Genomic DNA, 15,171 nt, shown 5'->3' with positions numbered 1-15,171 from the left:
GGAAGAACGCACATGAATGTGCCCGTCCCCGCGCACGAGTACGACGCCTGCCCCGCCACCCGCGCGATCCACCGGCTGGGCGAGAAGTGGACCCTGCTGGTGATCACGATGCTCGGCCGCGGCCCGCACCGTTTCAACGAGTTGCACCGCGGCATCGAGGGCATCAGCCAGCGGATCCTCACCCGCACACTCCGGCTGCTGGAGGCCGACGGCCTGGTCGCCCGGACCGTCCGTCCGACAGTCCCGCCGCAGGTGGAGTACCGGTTGACGACGACCGGCGAGAGCCTGCTGGCCCCGCTGAACGCGCTCGCCGTCTGGGCGGTCGAGAACTATTGAGGGGTTCCGGGCGCTGCCTCCCCCATACGGAGGCAGCGCCCGGAACCCTCTACCAGGGATCATCCGGGGGCATCGTCCGGATGACCCCAGCTCTACCCGGCGAGCCGGAATCGCTCGGCGTGCACCTGACGCCCGGGCACCCGCAGGCGCCGCAGGCTGTCCAGCACGGCCGACGTCATCGCCTCCGGGCCGCAGACGTAGACGTCGCGCGCCGTGATGTCCGGCACCAGCGCCAGCAGCCGTTCCGGCGCGAACGGACGGTGGTCGGGCCCGCTGCGCCCGGTCAGCAGGTGCAGGCGCGCATGCCGTACGTCAGCAAGGTTCTTCAATTCCCCCAGAAGGACCGCGTCATGCGCGTCGCGCACCCGATAGAGGACGACCACGTGCCCGGTCAGCTCCGGGTCTTCGAGCAGGGCCCGGATCGGGGTGACGCCGATCCCGCCCGCGACCAGCACGGTCGCCGCGCGGACGCGGTGCGCGGCGGTGAACGCACCGTAGGGTCCCTCCGCGTAGACCCGGGCCCCGATCGCCAGCTCGCGCAGCCCGGCGCTGGTCGCCCCGACCCCTTTCGCGGTGAGTCGCAGCGAGCGATTGTTCGGCGCGGCCGACAGGGAGAACGGGTTCACCTGCCACCATCCGTTGTGGCCGGGGAAACGCCAGAGGAAGAACTGCCCGGCCCGGGCGTGCAGGCGTTCGAGCGAGCGGCCGGTGACGTGCACGGAGACGGTGTCGTCGGATTCCTCGACGACCGCGGCGACCCGCAGCCGGTGCCGCGAGTTGCGGATCATCGGGACGATCAGCCGGCCGGTGATCAGGGCGCCGAGGGCGAACGCCCACAGCCCCCACCAGTAGATCTGGGTGAACAGGTTCACCTTGAACGCGGTGCCCTCGTACACCTGGTGCAGCACGCCGAGCAGCACGACCACGTAGAGCAGCAGGTGGATGGCGTGCCAGGTCTCGTAGGACAGACGGCGGCGGGCGACCCGGATCGACAGGACGACGATCACCAGGATCAGGCCGGCCGCGATCATGCCGAGCAGAACGGGAGGCTGCTTGGCCAGGTTGACCGTCTCGGCCCGGAACGAGATGCCGTCCAGCTGCGCGAAGCCGAGCAGCACGAACGCCGGGTGGGCCAGGACCAGCCAGAAGATCGCCATCCCGGTCCAGCGGTGCCACGTGGTGAGGCGGTCCATGCCGAACGCGCGGTCGACCGCCGAAAGGCGGGCCACCAGCAGCAGTTGCAGCGCCATCACGAGCGCCAGGTAGAGACCGAGCAGGCGTCCCACCGTACCGGCGAAATTCTTTCCCGGTCCGGCGGCGACAAACATGAGCTGGACGGCCATCAAATTGAGCACGATGAATGCCACGATCGCGGCGCGCGCGACGCGGACGGAGTGTCGGAAGGTGAGGACTCGTGGCTGGGTCACGGCGGTCATCCCGATCTCCTCCCCGGCTGGGAGCTGCTGTTGCCGGGGTGTACCGCGGCCGGGACGGGCCGGTTCAACGAGATCGCAGCCGGATTCGAACCGGCGTCTACTGCTTTGCAGGCAGCCCCCTGGCCACTCGGGCATGCGATCGTGCTTGTCGAAGCGTGCGGGCGGCAGGATTCGAACCTGCTCAGCGAAGCACCCGGTTTACAGCCGGGCCCGACTCTCCCACGTCGGCGCGCCCGCGTGGCGCATTTCCTTGCGTGCCCTCGGCGCGACTCGAACGCGCACCACTGGCGTCCTCAACGCCAGGCCTCTGCCAATTGGGCTACGAGGGCTTCACCGACCGAAGAAAAAGAAAAACCGCCATTTCCCGTACGGCGGGAAAGGCGGCGCAAGTGCACAGGCGACTCGTCAGCCGCGCCACCGGTCCGGGGCGAGATAAAGGTTCGTACACAGCATGTTCGTGATCTCCCTGATCGCTTGAGCTGTGCACGAACCTAATCGCTCGACCCCGGACCGGCAACGCATTTACGCCCGCACGTGGAACGCTTCCTTCAGGGTCAGCGCGGCCAGCTCCGATGCGGTGAACGGGTCGGCGGCGAGCGGCGGCTGCGCGAAGATGGACTGCTTGGACTGCGCCACGAAGACCACCGTCCCGTCGGCGTACCGGTAGGCGGCGATCTGGTCGGGCCGCTGTTTCCGGCCGACCGGCGTCACGACGCCCACCTCGGCCGAGCCGACCTCGACCACCTGGCACGGCCCGCCGATGGTCCAGAACGACCGGGCCAGCGCGCACGGCTCGGTCGGCAGCGTGTTGTCCGGCTCGTGCACCTCGACGTAGATCTGCCCGGCCGTCCCGTCCTTGGTGATCGTCACGCTGGACAGGTAGGACCACTCCGGATACTCGATCGCCGCCTGGTGCGCCTGGAACTCGGCGCCGTCCGCGTCCTTGCCGGTCGGTGTCCCGTAGCCGCTCGGCACCACCTTCAGCAGGTCGCCGAGCAGCTTCTTCCCTTTCTGGTAGCGCGGGCCGGTGTCGGCCGTGGCGTCGCCGTTCGCCTCGGCCGGCCAGGACGGCTTGGTGTCGCTGGGCTGCGGGATCCCCTTCGCCGGGGGCGGCGGCGTGAAGGCGCTCGCCACCGGCGCGGCGACCTGGATGTCACCCACGTTCGACGGCCCGGAACCCAGGTAGCGGGCCGGGACGATCGTCACCACCGCCAGCGCCGCCACCGCGCCGGTGCAGGCCAGGACCGTCCGTCGTCGCTGGGCCCGCTTCCCGGCGGCGACCGCCGTCGCCGACTCCATCGGCGGTGGCTCGGGGCTCTGCGCCACTACGGTGCGCAGAGCGTCGCGGAACTCGTTCTCCTCCATGATGTTCCCCCTCATTCGGCCGGTACCGGCACGCCGATCACCGCGCGCAACGTGGCCAGCCCGCGGGCGGCCTGGCTCTTGACCGTGCCGGTGGTGGTGCCGAGCGCCGCCGCCGTCTCCTCGACGCTCAGGTCCTGCCAGTAGCGCAGCACCAGCACCGCGCGCTGCCGGGGCGGAACCTCGGCCAGCGCCCGGAGCAGCACGAGCCGGTCCTCGATCGGGGCACCGGGCGCCGCCGGAGCCTCGATCGCGTGCTCGTGCGGACGTTCCCGCCGCCACCAGCCCCACCGACCCTCGTCGATGAAGGTGCGGAGCATCACCTGACGGACGTACGGATCCAGCGACTCCTGGCGGTTCACCCGGCCCCACCGCAGGTAGAGCTTGGTGAACGTCGTCTGGACCAGGTCCTGCGCACGATGCCAGTCCCCGCAGAGCAGGTAGGCCGTGGCGCGCATGCTCCCCGACCGGGCCGCGAAATACTCCGCAAACGCCTCGTCGCGATCGCTCATGCCGTCCCCCATCGGTTCATCGGTCGCGGCAAACACGGGGTCACCGCCCGCCAGGGTTGCATGGCTCACTTTTCTGGATCGAGCGTTCTTGAATCGGTAGGGTGGCTTCCGTGGGACGGACCAAGGAGTTCGATGTCGAGGTCGCGCTGGACCGCGCGATGCGGCTCTTTTGGGCCAAGGGCTACGAGGCGACCTCGATGTCCGATCTGGTCGAGGCGACCGGCGTGGCCCGAGCGGGGCTCTACGCGACATTCGGCGGCAAGCACGAGCTTTATCTCAAAGCCCTCGATGCGTACGCGACCCGGCGCGACCCGGCGGTGGTCGCCCGCCTGGCGGTCCCCGGGCCGGCCCTGCCCGCGGTGTTCGCCCTGATCAACGCGTATGCCAGTCCGGACGAGGCCCGGGCCGGCTGTTTCGTCGTCAACGCGGCGATCGAGCGCCTGCCCGACGATCCGCAGGCCGCACTGACCGTCGAGGCCAGCTGGTCGGCGCTGGAGGCGGCGCTCACCGCGGCGTTCAGCCGGGCGCGGGCCGGCGGCGAACTGTCCACCGACGCCGATCCGGCCGGGCTGGCCCGACTCGTCCTGGTCCTGCTCCAGGGCCTGCGGGTGATCGGCCGGGGGCGGCCCGGCAGCGGGCGGGCGACCGGGGCGGCCGGGCAGGCGATCACGCTCATCCAGCAATTCACGACCGTACGTTCTAGAAATCCGGAGGATGACGATGACTGATCGTTTCTCGGGGCGGGTCGCTCTGGTCACCGGTGGCGGGTCCGGGATCGGACGCAACACCGCCCGGGCGCTGACCGCCGAAGGCGCCACGGTGATCGTCGCCGGCCGCGACAAGGCCGCCCTGGACGAGACCGGCGGCATCCCGATCGTCACCGACGTGACCTCCGAACAGGACGTCACCGCCCTGATCGACACGATCCGCGACCGCTTCGGCCGCCTCGACGTCGCGATCAACAACGCCGGTGTCGTCGCCGGCGGCATGCCCCTGGCCGAGATGCCCACCCCGGAATGGGACCGCCTGGTCGCCACCAACCTGACCGGCGTCTTCCTGGCCATGAAGCAGGAGATCGCCCTGATGCGTACGTCCGGCGGCGGCACCATCGTCAACGTCGCCTCCAACATCGGCGCGCACGGCCGACGCCCGGGCCTGGGCGCCTACGCCGCGACGAAAGCCGCGGTCAGCGTGCTGACACGCAACACCGCCCTCGAATACATCCGCGACGGCATCCGCATCAACGCCGTCTCCCCCGGGCCGGCCGACACCACGATGTCCCTGCACCCGGGCGAGACCCCGGACGACCGCGCGGCCCGCCTGGCCGACGGCCTCCCGATCGGCCGCGTCGGCTCCCTGGACGAGATCACCAACGCGATCCTGTGGCTGGCCTCGGACGACTCCACCTTCACGGTCGGCCACGACCTGGTCATCGACGGTGGCGCCACCGCCTGATCCTCACCGACGCGCCTCGGCCACCACTGCCCCGATCGACCCGGCGCCGCCTGTCACCTCAGGTACTCCACACCTGATTACCGGAAGACGATCTCACGAGAAAGGCCGGAGCCCGTGGTGACGGACGCTCCGGCCTTCCTCAAGAACATGCTGGTACGGCGATCAGCCCTGCCGGCCGCCCCACCGAGGATTCTTCTTGTTGATCACGACCTGACGACCGCGACGCCGGGTGACAACACTGCCCGGCTTGCTCTTCAGCGACCGCAGGGAGTTACGAACCTTCATGACGCGCCCTCTTCCGCGCCGGCGCTCGCTTCCGCCGCACGCAAATGCTTGAACGCCATCACCTTCACCACTATTTCCTGGACCGCGCCCCCGGAGTCCTACCTCGCGCGGAGTCGCTGAATTTCGGCGAGGAGCAGGTGAATCGGCGTCCGAGGTCGTCCGATGCGCCGGGGCTTCGGCCGGGTCGAGGTTGGTTTTCATTTCGGGGCCTTCAGATCGTCCAGGGCTTTTTCCGCGCCGCGGTGCAGTAGGACCGGGGTGGTCTTCCGGGCGGTTTGCAGGGAGATCTCCTTGGCGGCGGCGTTGGCCTGTTCCAGCTGGGCCTTGCGGTCGAACAAGGTGCGGGTCAGGACGCAGGCGACGTTCGGGTCCAGGTCGGCGCGGACCAGCAGGACGTTCGGGACGACGATCGTCCTCACGTCGGCCGGCTGTCGGTAGGCCGCCGCCGGGATCGTTCCTTCCTGGTAGACCTCGTTGATCTTCTGCATCTCGGACAGGAGTGGGGTGATGTCGAGGAATTCGACCTGGTCCTTCGCAGTGGTCAGCAGGTCGGTGATTCCCGGGGTGGGCAGGCCGCCGGACCAGAACAGGGCGTCGATCGTGCCGTCCTTGATGCCGTCGACCGTTTTGGTGAGGTCGAGTTTCTGCGCGCTGACGTCCTTGGCCGCGTCCAGGCCGGCGGCTTTCAGGACGCGGTTCGCGATCACCTCGGTGCCGGATTTCGGTGAGCCGGTGGAGACCCGTTTGCCCTTCATGCCGGGGACGTCCTTGATGCCGGCGGCCTTGCGGACGATCACCTGCGTGTAATTGGTGTGGATCCGGGCCAGGGCGGCGATCGGCTGTTTCGTACTGAAGCTGTTCGTGCCGTTGATCGCGTCGGCGGCGGTGTCGGCCAGCGAGAACGCGACGTCGTAGGTGCCGGCGACGAGTTGCTGGATGTTCTGCACCGAGGCGCCGGTCTCGGCCGCCGTTGCCTGCACTTTCGTGCCGGAGGCGTTGACCTGCTCGGCGTAGGCGTTGCCGAGGGCGAAGTAGACGCCGGTGGCATTCCCGGTGGCGATGCCGATCCGGGTGTCCGAGCCGACCTGGCAGGTGACGTCGCCGCCGGTGTCGGTGGCGGCGGTGTTCTGCCGGCCGCCGCACGCTCCGGCGGCCAGGGCCAGCCCGGTGATGGTGGTGACGGTCAGGATTCGTCGCATGCAAGTCCTCCGGTCACTGTGGGTCGTTCTTCAGATCCTTTTCCCCGGCCCGAGAGGGCCGCGAGCAGCGCGGCGACGACGAGCGCGGCCACACCGATCCCGAACGCGACCGGGTCGAGGTAGAGCAACGCCAGCCCCGCGACCGCGCCCAGCACCCGGCTGGCGACGCCGGCCCGTCCGACGCCCGGCACCCAGCCGCCGGTCGCCACGGCCAGACCGAGAACGGCCAGACCGGCCGACACGGTCGTCCACACGATCCCGCCGACCGGGCCGCGGGCCAGCAGGTACTCGCCGCGGTCGGTGAGTACGAACGCGATCGGGGCCAGGAACGCCGGCAGCGCGTACTTCAAGGCCTGCCACATCGTCGGGATGGTCCGCCCGCCGGTGATGGCGCTCGCCCCGACCGCGGCCAGCGCGGTCGGCGGCGTCACCTCGGAGAGCACCGAGTAGTAGAAGACGAACATCGCCGCGGCCGGGGCGCCCACGCCGAGCCCGAGCAGCGCCGGCCCGATGATCACCCAGCCGATGATGAAACTGGCCGTGACCGGTACCGCGAGCCCGAGCACGGAGAGCGCGACGGCGGCCAGCACCACGGTCAGCGCGAGCACCGCCCGCGGATTGCCGGTGACCGCCTGCGCGCCGTTGACCAGCAACGACGCCAGTTGCGCGCCGAGACCGGTCTTGGTCGTGATCGCGGTGATCACACCGGCCGCGGCACACACCGCGACCACCGGCAGGACCCCGCGCACCCCGGCCGCGAGCGCGCTGAACAGCCGGGCCGGGGTCAGCCGGGCCCGCCGGTCCAGGAACGACAACGCGACCGCGAGCAGGGTCGCCCAGACCACCGACCGGGTCGCGCTCTCGCCGATCGCGAGCAGGACCACGATCAGGATCAGCGACGAGAAGTGGTACCCGAACCGGGACAGCAGCCGCCATGCGCTGGTCGCCGGCATGTCGACGGCGCGGACCCCGAACCGGCGCACGTCGATCTCCACCGCCAGCAGGATCCCCAGGTAGTAGAGCAGGGTCGGGATCATCGCCCAGCCGAGCACGGTCAGGTAGGAGACGTCGAGATACTCGGCGACGATGAACGCGGCCGCGCCCAGCGTCGGCGGGGACAGGATCGCCCCGACCCCGGCCGCGGCGAGCATGCCGCCGGCCTGCTCCGGCGGGTAGCCCGCCCGCCGCAGCATCGGCCAGGTCACCGCGCCCACGCTGACCGCGGTCGCGGTCCCCGAACCGGAGACCGTCCCGAGCAGGAAGCCGGCGGCCACCGCGGTCCGCCCGGCGGCGCTGCGCGACTTCCGGAACGCGGCCACCGACAGGTCGACGAAGAAACGGCTCGCCCCGGACAGGTCCAGCACCGCGCCGTAGATGGTGAACAGCACGATGTACGACGCGGCGACGTCCAGCGGCGTGCCGTAGAACCCGCTCCCCGAGTTGTAGAGCGCGTCGACGATCTGCGCGAAGTCGAGCCCGGCGTGCGCGATCGGCCAGTTCTGCGGAAGCAGCCCGCCGTAATATCCGTACGCCAGAAATGCGATGCAAACAATGGGCAGAGCGAGCCCGGTCGTTCGTCGGGCCGCCTCGACCACCAGGATGAGAAGGACGGCGCCGAAGGCGACGTCGGCCGGTGCGAGAAGGGCCTGCCGATCGAGGAATCCGTCGTATCCGCCGCCGAACGGATTGATCGGGTAAAGGCACGCGACGACGGCCGCCCCGCAAAGAATCCAGTCGCTCCAGGTGGGCTCCGGCTTGCTCCTACCTCTGCTTCTGTACGCAATGAAAATCAGCGGCAGCGTCACCGCCAGAAAGATGATCAGGTAGAACTGACTGCCCTGGGCGAGCGGCCGGAACACCTGCCAGAGCGTGAACACCCCGGCCCCCGCGGCGACCACGGCCACGCCCATTCCGACCCGGCCGCCCAGCTCACGGGCCGGCCGCTCCTCATCGTCATAGTGAACCGCGGCGGGATCATCGACACTCAGAGATCGATCGTCGCCCATGAATGGACCTTACTATGCCGAGGCCCGCCCGAAGCCGCCGATCATTCGATGGTGGGCGCGGCCCGATGTCGACAATGGAGCGCCCCGCCTAACATGACGCACAGTCGTCACTACCTGGGGAGTCACATGACCGTTCCGTACCGCGAGGAGACGCCGGCCGGCTGGTCCGAGGCGGTGGCCGAGGGCTGGAATCTCGAGTCCGTCGCGGGCGGCCTGCGGTTGTCCGGCGACTGCCCGACGTGCCGGCATCCGAGCGAGACCCGGGTCGAGGACGCGACCCTGGCCGTTCCCGGCCGGACGACGGCCGATCCGATGGACCCGATCCCGGTCCTGATCATCTGCCGGTGCGGGGCCGAGCACGAGGGCCGACCGGCCGGGAAGCTCGGCTGCGGGCGCGCGGCCTACCTGGAGGTGGCGCCGTGAAGCTGCGGGCGGTGGCCGGGACGGTGAGCGCGGAGGACCGGGAGTGGCAGTCCCGGGCCGGCCGGCTGTCGCTGGACTCGCTGTACGACGTGCGGGCGGTGGCCGGGCGGTGGGCGGCCACGGTCGGGTCGCTGACCGGGCTGCTGGGCCTGGTCGCGCTGGTGGCCGGGCCGAGAGGCGTGGATCAGCTGCCGGTCGGGTGGCGGGTGGTGGCCGGGATCGGCGTGCTGGCGGCGATCGGCTGCGCGGGGTACGCGACGTGGTGTGCCGCGGCGGCCGCGCAGGGCAGCATCGGGTCGGTGCTCACGACGTACGCGCAGGTTCGTGATTCTTTCCGGGAGCAGGAGAGGACGGCGACGATCCTGCTGAACCGGTCGAAGGTCTTCGTGGTGGCCGCGATGGGGGCGCTGGTGGTGGCGGTCGGGCTGACCTGGTTCGTGCCGAGATCGGAGCAGACCGACTATCTGGTGGTGCGCCGCGGGGCCGAGGTGTCGTGTGTGCCGCTCAAGGACGGGCTGGCGCTGTCGCTGGCGCTGGACGAGAAGTCCACGGTGACCGTCGCGAAGAAGTGTCCGCGGTAGGGGGCATCCGCCGCTCAGCCCGGGGGCCATCAACCCATCGGATCCGTTTCAAACGTTTTCGGGGTGGGAGATTTCAGGTACGCGATACTCGACGAGTACGTCCGGGGTTGCCCAGTTTCGCCCCGAATCGTCGTACCTATTCAACGGGGAATATGGGAGAAACACATGAATATCGCGCGCACCGCGACCGCTGCCGTGCTGGCCACCGCGGGACTCGCCGCCGGGCTGCCGGGCGTCGCGCACGCTCAGGCCGGTGACAACTCGGTCAGGATCACTGTCGTGAACGACAGCAGCTGGGACTTCAGCCGGACACGGTACCGAGTGACCGAGGGCGGCTGGGATACCCGGCCGTTCGACGCCATCGAGGCCAACAGCTCGGACTGGTTCCAGACCGTCTCGGACGAGGACGGTGGCGGCACCGCCGGAAACATCACGTTCAAGACGGCCAACGGCGGCCAGTTCACCATCACCTGGTCCAACCCGGTCGACTCGCCGAACGTGTTCTCGTGCGACACGTCGTCGCGGCTCAGCTGCGACCAGGACATCATCGACAACAGCTCGACGGCCGAGGTGACGTTCACCATCGGCTGACCGCCGGCGTGCCGGTCCGGCCGGGTCCGAGGACCCGGCCGGAATGCGGTCAGCAGGTGCGCAGGCGCGCGGCGATCCGCTCCGGCGTGGTGTCGCTGATCCAGGCGGCCATCGCCGACTCGACCCCGGCCAGGTATTTCAGCTTGCCCGGGGCCCGGAGCACGCTGAACACCTGCAGGTGCAGGCGGAACAGGTCGCGGCCCTCGCGGACCGGGGCCTGGTGGACGCCGGCGATGTAGGGCAGCGGTTCCGGCCCGGGGAAGTACCGGTCGAGGCGGCCGAGCACGTCCAGGTAGATCCGGGCCAGGTCGTCGCGTTCGGCGCCGGTCAGCGCGGGCAGGTCGGGGACGTCGCGGTGCGGGGCCAGGTGCACCTCGACCGGCCAGCGGGCGGCGGCCGGGACGTAGGCGGTCCAGTGCCGTGAGGACGCGACGATCCGGGTTCCGGCGCGGCGTTCGGCGTCGAGGATGTCGCGGAACAGGTTGCCGCCGGTCTTCTCCCGGTGCAGACGCGCCTGCGTGAGCATCCGGGCGGCCTTCGGCGGGACGAACGGGAACGCGTAGATCTGCCCGTGCGGGTGGGGCAGGGTCACGCCGATCTCCTGGCCACGGTTCTCGAACACGAAGACGTGTTCGACGCCGGTCTGTTTGCCCAGCTCGACCGTGCGATCGGCCCAGGCTTCGAGCACTGTCCGCGCGCGGTGCGCGGAGAGGCTGCCGAACGACCCCTGCGGGGCCGACGAGAAACACACCACTTCGGTACGGCCGTTGGCCGGCACCGTCGGCCACAGCGGATCGCCGTCGACCAGGGACGGCGAACCCCCGTTGCGGGGCGAGAACGACGGGAAGCGGTTCTCGAAGACCACCACGTCGTACCCGGCCTCGGCGATCTCGGTCGGGAAGCCGCCGGGCACGGTCGGGGCCAGGGGATCCTGGTCGGCCGGCGGCATGAACGTGCGGTCGTTGCGGTGCGACGCCATGGCGATCCACTCGCCGGTCAGCGGGTCGTACCGGACCTGCGCCCCGCCCTTGAGCACCTCCTCGGCCGGCGGCAGCGGCCGGGTGTCCTCGGCCTGGCGGGTCGCCGCGCCGGACACGTACGGCTCGGTGTCGTCGAAGTAGATGATCTCCCGCCCGTCGGCCATCCGCCGGGACGTCTTGCGCACCCGGTGTTCCGGCGCGGGTTCGGCGGTGGAGCTGCGCCCGGTGACCCGGACGGCGTCGATCGCCAGCAGTTGCGAACCGGCGTCGACCAGGCGGTCCCGGGCGTCCTCGGGCACCGAGACCCGGGAGACGGTGGCCAGCGGCAGCAGGTGCAGGGTGACCTCGGCGCCGGTCCGGTACCCGGCGTCGACCAGGTTGACCAGCCACTGCGAGCCGTCCCAGAACCGGTCGGTCACGGTGACGCCGTCGACGCGCAGCTCACCGGCGTCACCGGCCCAGTCGATGCTCAGCAGCGCGTCGTGGCCGGGGTCGGCCGCCCACTCGGGCAGGTCCAGGCTCCACACCGCGGCGTGCTCGTCGAACGCGGCCCGGCCGGGGGCCGACGGGCGGCCGTCGTGCTTGCCGTACTCGGCCGGGACGGCGGTGGCGGCGCGCCGTTCGACGGCGCGGACGTCGACGGTGAGCGCGGCGTGGGCCGGGGCGACCGGGAGGTCGGTGAAGTCACGGACGGCCGGGTCGTACACCCGTACCGAAGCAATCGAAGCGGCCTTGACCAGGATGCGACCGGAACCGTCCCATTGAAGCTCGTCGTCGCTGAGGAGGAGCCGGCGGCCGGCCTCCTCGCAGATCCAGACCGACGCCGCGGTGTCGGCCGGGAGCACGAGCACGTCGAGCTTGCCGTTCGCGGTCTCCAGGCGGACCGGCTGGAAGCCGGGCACGACGTCCTGCGGCCCCTGATCGGAATCGGCCAGCAGGAGCGAGGGCTGGATGCCCGCCTCGGCCAGCAGCACCAGGGTCGGGACCGCACCCGGCAGCAGGGTCAGCGCCGAGGCGGTGGCCCAGGCCAGGCGCACGCCACCGACGGTCAGGTTGACCGGCCAGCGGGCCAGGGTGCCGGCCGGGACGTCCACCGGCCGGGCCGGGAACTCGGTCTCCTGACCGTCCAGGACCAGGCGGAACCGGGCGCCGCGGTACGTGTCCAGCGGGAAGTGCGGCTGGTGCCACGCGATGAACACGAATCCGCTGGTCCCGTCGCTGCGCAGCGCCCATCGCAACGTTTCACTGTCCTCGACGCCGTTGGGGCGTACGTCGGGCAGGCTGGACGGCATCTCGGCCAGACGATCGCCGAAAGCGGACAGGAACGCGTGCTGGCGGCGCAGCTCGGCGTGGCTCGCGGCGAGCGCGCCGGCCTCGCCGACCGGGGCGTGGAAGTCGTAGCCGAGGCGCGGCAGGTCATTCGGGTACCCGGTGGCGTGCGACTCCTGGAACTCGCCGCGCGGGTTCGTGCCGCCGGTGTACATGTAGTAGCCCTGCCAGGCCGACCCGTTGCCGATCTTGCAGTGCGCGATGGTGGCGACGTCGAGCGCCGAGGGCCGCGGCCGGCGGTGGTAGGCGGTGGCCATCCCGCCGGCGAGTTCGCAGGTCGCGGCCGGGAACTCGTCGGACGGGACCCGCGGGCCGCCCTTGGCCGCCTCGATGTTCTGCGCGCGCCGCACGTCGGCGCCGATGCCCGGGTCGTCCCAGACGTGCGAGAAGAAGTAGTGGTCGCGGAAGTTCGGCGCCCAGGGCGCGTCGGCGTCGACCCAGAAGCCGTCGCCGTAGCCGCCGTAGAGCGGGAGGACCTCCTCCTCGGGCAGCTCGGCGCTGTCCCAGGCGGTGGCGGTCCAGATCGGCGCGTGCATGCCGTTCTCGCGGGCCATCCGCTTGAGGGTGCGCAGGTGCTCGGGCTGGGTGTAGAGCTCGTTCTCGATCTGGATGCCCAGCACGCGGTCGAACCGGTCGCCGACGGCGGCGCCGAGCTCGGCGAACCACTCGCCGACCATGCGCAGGTAGTCGGGGTCGTCGGTGCGGTGCCGGACCGGGGCGTGCTGCACCCAGTCCGGGAAGCCGCCGTTGCGGCTCTCGGCGTGCACCCAGGGGCCGATCCGCAGCACGATGTCCAGGCCGGTCTCGACGACCAGATCGACGAACGCGCCGACGTCGAGGTTGCCGTCGAAGTGGTATTCGCCCGGCTCGGGCGAGTGGTGCAGCCAGAAGACGTAGCTGGCCACGACGGTGACGCCGCCGGCCTTCATCTGGCGCAGGCGTTCGGCCCAGCGGTGCCGCGGGACGCGGCTGTAGTGCATCTCCCCGGAGACCGGGATGACCGGCGTTCCGTTCCGGGTCAGGTACCGGTTCGTCAGCGACAGGCCCGGCCGGACGTCCTCGGCGTTGCTCATCCGCGGCCTGCGCAGCGGCGTCGTCCACGGCTGGTGGCGGACGGAGAGTGGCTCCGTTTGGTTGGGCACGAGAACCCCTCTTTCCGTTAGGACTGTAACCGGTCACAGGCCGGCAGGCCCGAACGATACACAGGCTTAACGGGTCGGACGCAAGGGCTTGACACACGGCCGTAACAGCAGCACTGTAACCGGTCACAGGCACCGACTTGAGTCTGCGCCCGTTCCCCTGCTTCTTCTCCCCCGATCAATGCGATCAAGGAGGATCGATATGTATAAAAAATTCGCCCCTGTGCTGGCGACCCTCACCGCCGCCACCTTGTTCATGACCGCCTGCAGCAGCAGCTCCGACGACAAGACGGACAGCGGCAGCACGACCAGCAACGAGAAGGTCGCGCTGAACTACTGGAGCTGGGCGCCGAACATGGACAAGGTCGTCGAGGGCTGGAACTCGACGCACCCGAACATCCAGGTCACGGTCAACAAGCAGGACGGCGGCGACCCGGCCGTCACCAAGCTGCTCACCGCGATCAAGGCCGGCTCCGGTGCGCCGGACGTGATGCAGGCCGAGTACCAGAAGATCCCCACTCTGGTCTCCGCCGACGCGCTCGCCGACATCTCCAAGGAAGCCGGCTCGCTCAAGGACAAGTTCCCGGCCGCGGCCTGGAACAGCGTGACCCTGGGCGGTGACGCGCTCTACGGCGTCCCGCAGGACTCCGGCCCGCTGATGTTCTTCTACCGCTCCGACGTCTTCGAGAAGAACGGCCTGCAGGCGCCGAAGACCTGGGACGACTACGCGGCGGCGGCCGAGAAGATCCACAAGGCCGACCCGAAGCAGTACCTGGGTACGTTCTCGGCCTCCGACGCGGGCCTGTTCGTGGGCCTCGCGCAGCAGGCCGGCGCGTCCTGGTGGGGCGTGAACGGCGACTCGTGGACCGTCAACATCAACGACGCCGCGACCCAGAAGGTGGCCTCGTACTGGGGCGGTCTGGTGGAGAAGGGGACCATCGACAACAAGCCGATGTACACCCCGGAGTGGAACGCCGCGCTCAACGACGGCTCGCAGGTCGGCTGGGTCTCCGCCGTCTGGGCGCCGGGCGTGCTGGAGGGCAGCGCCAAGGACACCAAGGGCAAGTGGAAGGCCGCGCCGATGCCGCAGTGGGACACCGCGTCCCCGGCGACCGGCAACTGGGGTGGCTCGGCGACCAGCGTCACCAGCCAGAGCAAGCACCCGAAGGAGGCCGCCGAGTTCATCACGTGGCTCAACAGCGACCCGGCCGCGCTCAAGCTGCTGGCCGGCACGGCCAACGTGTACCCGGCCGCCAACGACGCGACCAGCGTGCTGACCACGCCGCCGGCGTTCTTCTCGGACCAGAGCGACTTCTACAGCATCGCCGCCGAGGCCGGCAAGGAGACCAAGTCCTTCACGTACGGCCCGAACGTCAACGTCGCCTACAGCGCCTTCAACGACGCGTTCGGCAAGGCCGCGGAGTCGAAGAAGGCGGCCGCCTTCACGGAGTCGCTCGCGACCATCCAGAAGGCCACCGTGGATGACATGAAGAACAACGGGTTCACCGTCGCCGGATGACCGGGTGCCGGGTGGGGC

The 15,171-nt window shown here is 70.2% G+C and carries 14 protein-coding genes and 3 tRNA genes; 7 read left to right on the top strand and 10 right to left on the bottom strand.

Features of this window, described 5'->3' with window-relative positions; genetic code table 11:
• Window positions 1-12 precede the first annotated feature (12 nt).
• Window positions 13-336: a winged helix-turn-helix transcriptional regulator gene (locus ACSHV8_RS04915; RefSeq protein ID WP_436529800.1), complete on the top strand. Its 324-nt coding sequence runs from the start codon at window positions 13-15 to the stop codon at window positions 334-336.
• Between the two features lie 92 nt (window positions 337-428).
• Here ACSHV8_RS04915 and ACSHV8_RS04910 read toward each other — a convergent pair whose 3' ends face one another.
• The 6 genes from ACSHV8_RS04910 to ACSHV8_RS04885 form a co-directional block, all read right to left on the bottom strand.
• On the bottom strand, window positions 429-1,772 hold the full coding sequence (locus ACSHV8_RS04910) for a ferredoxin reductase family protein (protein WP_436529798.1): 1,344 nt from the start codon (window positions 1,770-1,772) through the stop codon (window positions 429-431).
• 70 nt (window positions 1,773-1,842) lie between these two features.
• Window positions 1,843-1,913: transfer RNA gene (locus tag ACSHV8_RS04905), tRNA-Cys, on the bottom strand.
• A 15-nt stretch (window positions 1,914-1,928) separates the two neighbouring features.
• Window positions 1,929-2,009: transfer RNA gene (locus tag ACSHV8_RS04900), tRNA-Tyr, on the bottom strand.
• Between the two features lie 18 nt (window positions 2,010-2,027).
• Window positions 2,028-2,101 (bottom strand) — tRNA-Leu (locus tag ACSHV8_RS04895).
• A gap of 193 nt (window positions 2,102-2,294) precedes the next feature.
• Window positions 2,295-3,137 (bottom strand): hypothetical protein, encoded by an 843-nt coding sequence (locus ACSHV8_RS04890; protein WP_436529796.1) that lies wholly within the window; start codon window positions 3,135-3,137, stop codon window positions 2,295-2,297.
• 11 nt (window positions 3,138-3,148) lie between these two features.
• On the bottom strand, window positions 3,149-3,646 hold the full coding sequence (locus ACSHV8_RS04885; RefSeq protein ID WP_436529794.1) for a SigE family RNA polymerase sigma factor: 498 nt from the start codon (window positions 3,644-3,646) through the stop codon (window positions 3,149-3,151).
• Window positions 3,647-3,756: 110 nt separating this feature from the next.
• Here ACSHV8_RS04885 and ACSHV8_RS04880 point away from each other — a divergent pair, with 110 nt between their 5' ends.
• Window positions 3,757-4,374 (top strand): TetR/AcrR family transcriptional regulator, encoded by a 618-nt coding sequence (locus ACSHV8_RS04880; protein ID WP_436529792.1) that lies wholly within the window; start codon window positions 3,757-3,759, stop codon window positions 4,372-4,374.
• Entirely contained in the window at window positions 4,367-5,101 is a 735-nt protein-coding gene (locus tag ACSHV8_RS04875) for an SDR family NAD(P)-dependent oxidoreductase (RefSeq protein ID WP_436529790.1), read from the top strand. Before ACSHV8_RS04880 ends, ACSHV8_RS04875 begins: the two co-directional genes overlap by 8 nt.
• A 162-nt stretch (window positions 5,102-5,263) precedes the next feature.
• Here ACSHV8_RS04875 and ACSHV8_RS04870 read toward each other — a convergent pair whose 3' ends face one another.
• The 3 genes from ACSHV8_RS04870 to ACSHV8_RS04860 all read right to left on the bottom strand — a co-directional run bounded on the left by ACSHV8_RS04870 (window position 5,264) and on the right by ACSHV8_RS04860 (window position 8,591).
• Entirely contained in the window at window positions 5,264-5,386 is a 123-nt protein-coding gene (locus tag ACSHV8_RS04870; protein WP_436529788.1) for a ribosomal protein bL36, read from the bottom strand.
• A 197-nt stretch (window positions 5,387-5,583) separates the two neighbouring features.
• Entirely contained in the window at window positions 5,584-6,585 is a 1,002-nt protein-coding gene (locus ACSHV8_RS04865) for a TAXI family TRAP transporter solute-binding subunit (protein ID WP_436529786.1), read from the bottom strand.
• Window positions 6,570-8,591, bottom strand: coding sequence for a TRAP transporter permease (locus ACSHV8_RS04860; protein WP_436529784.1), 2,022 nt, complete (start codon window positions 8,589-8,591; stop codon window positions 6,570-6,572). The genes ACSHV8_RS04865 and ACSHV8_RS04860 overlap by 16 nt, the downstream gene beginning before the upstream one ends.
• A gap of 93 nt (window positions 8,592-8,684) precedes the next feature.
• On the opposite strand from ACSHV8_RS04860, the gene ACSHV8_RS04855 reads away from it, so the two are divergent.
• From ACSHV8_RS04855 to ACSHV8_RS04845, 3 genes are all read left to right on the top strand, one after another.
• Window positions 8,685-9,014 (top strand): hypothetical protein, encoded by a 330-nt coding sequence (locus ACSHV8_RS04855; RefSeq protein ID WP_436529782.1) that lies wholly within the window; start codon window positions 8,685-8,687, stop codon window positions 9,012-9,014.
• Complete coding sequence (locus ACSHV8_RS04850; RefSeq protein ID WP_436529780.1) at window positions 9,011-9,595, top strand: hypothetical protein; 585 nt, start codon at window positions 9,011-9,013, stop codon at window positions 9,593-9,595. Before ACSHV8_RS04855 ends, ACSHV8_RS04850 begins: the two co-directional genes overlap by 4 nt.
• Window positions 9,596-9,760: 165 nt before the next feature.
• On the top strand, window positions 9,761-10,186 hold the full coding sequence (locus ACSHV8_RS04845; RefSeq protein WP_436529779.1) for a hypothetical protein: 426 nt from the start codon (window positions 9,761-9,763) through the stop codon (window positions 10,184-10,186).
• 49 nt (window positions 10,187-10,235) lie between these two features.
• Here ACSHV8_RS04845 and galT read toward each other — a convergent pair whose 3' ends face one another.
• On the bottom strand, window positions 10,236-13,637 hold the full coding sequence (gene galT / locus ACSHV8_RS04840) for a galactose-1-phosphate uridylyltransferase (protein WP_436529777.1): 3,402 nt from the start codon (window positions 13,635-13,637) through the stop codon (window positions 10,236-10,238).
• Window positions 13,638-13,836: 199 nt separating this feature from the next.
• Between galT and ACSHV8_RS04835 the strand changes: the two genes are divergently transcribed.
• Window positions 13,837-15,153, top strand: coding sequence for an ABC transporter substrate-binding protein (locus ACSHV8_RS04835; RefSeq protein WP_436529775.1), 1,317 nt, complete (start codon window positions 13,837-13,839; stop codon window positions 15,151-15,153).
• The last annotated feature ends 18 nt before the right edge of the window (window positions 15,154-15,171 follow it).

It is taken from the genome of Actinoplanes sp. HUAS TT8, assembly GCF_051380535.1.
Lineage (GTDB): Bacteria > Actinomycetota > Actinomycetes > Mycobacteriales > Micromonosporaceae > Actinoplanes.
The sequence above is the reverse complement of the archived record's forward strand: the minus strand, read 5'-3'. Positions and strand labels throughout refer to the sequence as shown.

Coding starts and splice junctions, on each gene's coding strand:
- ACSHV8_RS04915 (WP_436529800.1), top strand. CDS start 13: ATGAATGTGCCCGTCCCCGCGCACGAGTACGACGCCTGCCCCGCCACC.
- ACSHV8_RS04910 (WP_436529798.1), bottom strand. CDS start 1,772: ATGACCGCCGTGACCCAGCCACGAGTCCTCACCTTCCGACACTCCGTC.
- ACSHV8_RS04890 (WP_436529796.1), bottom strand. CDS start 3,137: ATGGAGGAGAACGAGTTCCGCGACGCTCTGCGCACCGTAGTGGCGCAG.
- ACSHV8_RS04885 (WP_436529794.1), bottom strand. CDS start 3,646: ATGAGCGATCGCGACGAGGCGTTTGCGGAGTATTTCGCGGCCCGGTCG.
- ACSHV8_RS04875 (WP_436529790.1), top strand. CDS start 4,367: ATGACTGATCGTTTCTCGGGGCGGGTCGCTCTGGTCACCGGTGGCGGG.
- ACSHV8_RS04870 (WP_436529788.1), bottom strand. CDS start 5,386: ATGAAGGTTCGTAACTCCCTGCGGTCGCTGAAGAGCAAGCCGGGCAGT.
- ACSHV8_RS04865 (WP_436529786.1), bottom strand. CDS start 6,585: ATGCGACGAATCCTGACCGTCACCACCATCACCGGGCTGGCCCTGGCC.
- ACSHV8_RS04860 (WP_436529784.1), bottom strand. CDS start 8,591: ATGGGCGACGATCGATCTCTGAGTGTCGATGATCCCGCCGCGGTTCAC.
- ACSHV8_RS04855 (WP_436529782.1), top strand. CDS start 8,685: ATGACGCACAGTCGTCACTACCTGGGGAGTCACATGACCGTTCCGTAC.
- ACSHV8_RS04845 (WP_436529779.1), top strand. CDS start 9,761: ATGAATATCGCGCGCACCGCGACCGCTGCCGTGCTGGCCACCGCGGGA.
- ACSHV8_RS04835 (WP_436529775.1), top strand. CDS start 13,837: ATGTATAAAAAATTCGCCCCTGTGCTGGCGACCCTCACCGCCGCCACC.